Genomic DNA, 575 nt, shown 5'->3' with positions numbered 1-575 from the left:
CTTCTTTGCAGGAGCTGCTTTCTTCGCAGCTACTTTCTTTGCCGGAGCAGCCTTTTTTGCAGGCGCTTTTTTAGCCGGTGCTTTTTTTGCAGTTGCCATGATTGATTTTCCTTCTAGAAGTTGATAAATCACCACACGGATAACTACTCTTCCTTGTGGCAATGCGGATGCTACTGGAGAAAAACCCTGTTTCCTAGTGGAAACGCACTTTATTTGCGCCTGGATGTTGCAGATTTACCTCTGAAAATCAGGAAAACGCCCATGAGAATCACGCCGCAGGCGGCCCATTCACCCCCTGTGACGCGCTCTCCGGCGAAGAATGCGCCCAGAAAAATCGCGATCAAGGGGTTCACAAAGGCGTAGCTCGTGGCCACTGCAGGTGAGGCATTGGCCAGCAAGTAGAGGTAGGCGCTGAAGGCGATGAGCRAGCCAAACACCACAAGATAGAGCCAGGCAAGCACGGCTTCGGGCTGCGCCGGCCAGTTTGCGGCAGCCTCGCGGTGCTCACCCAATGCAAGAGAAATCACCATCAACACCGCGCCGCCACACAACATTTCGCTGGCAAAGCCCGCGGG

Annotated in this window: 1 protein-coding gene; it reads right to left on the bottom strand. The window is 54.0% G+C overall.

What is annotated here, in order from left to right; genetic code table 11:
* Positions 1-209: 209 nt before the first annotated feature.
* Positions 210-575: EamA family transporter (locus tag AC1D0Z_RS23855; RefSeq protein ID WP_477660581.1), on the bottom strand; the 366-nt coding region annotated here is incomplete at its 5' end.

Source organism: Polaromonas sp. P1_E3 (assembly GCF_056405935.1).
This window is presented reverse-complemented; position numbering and strand designations above follow the sequence as displayed.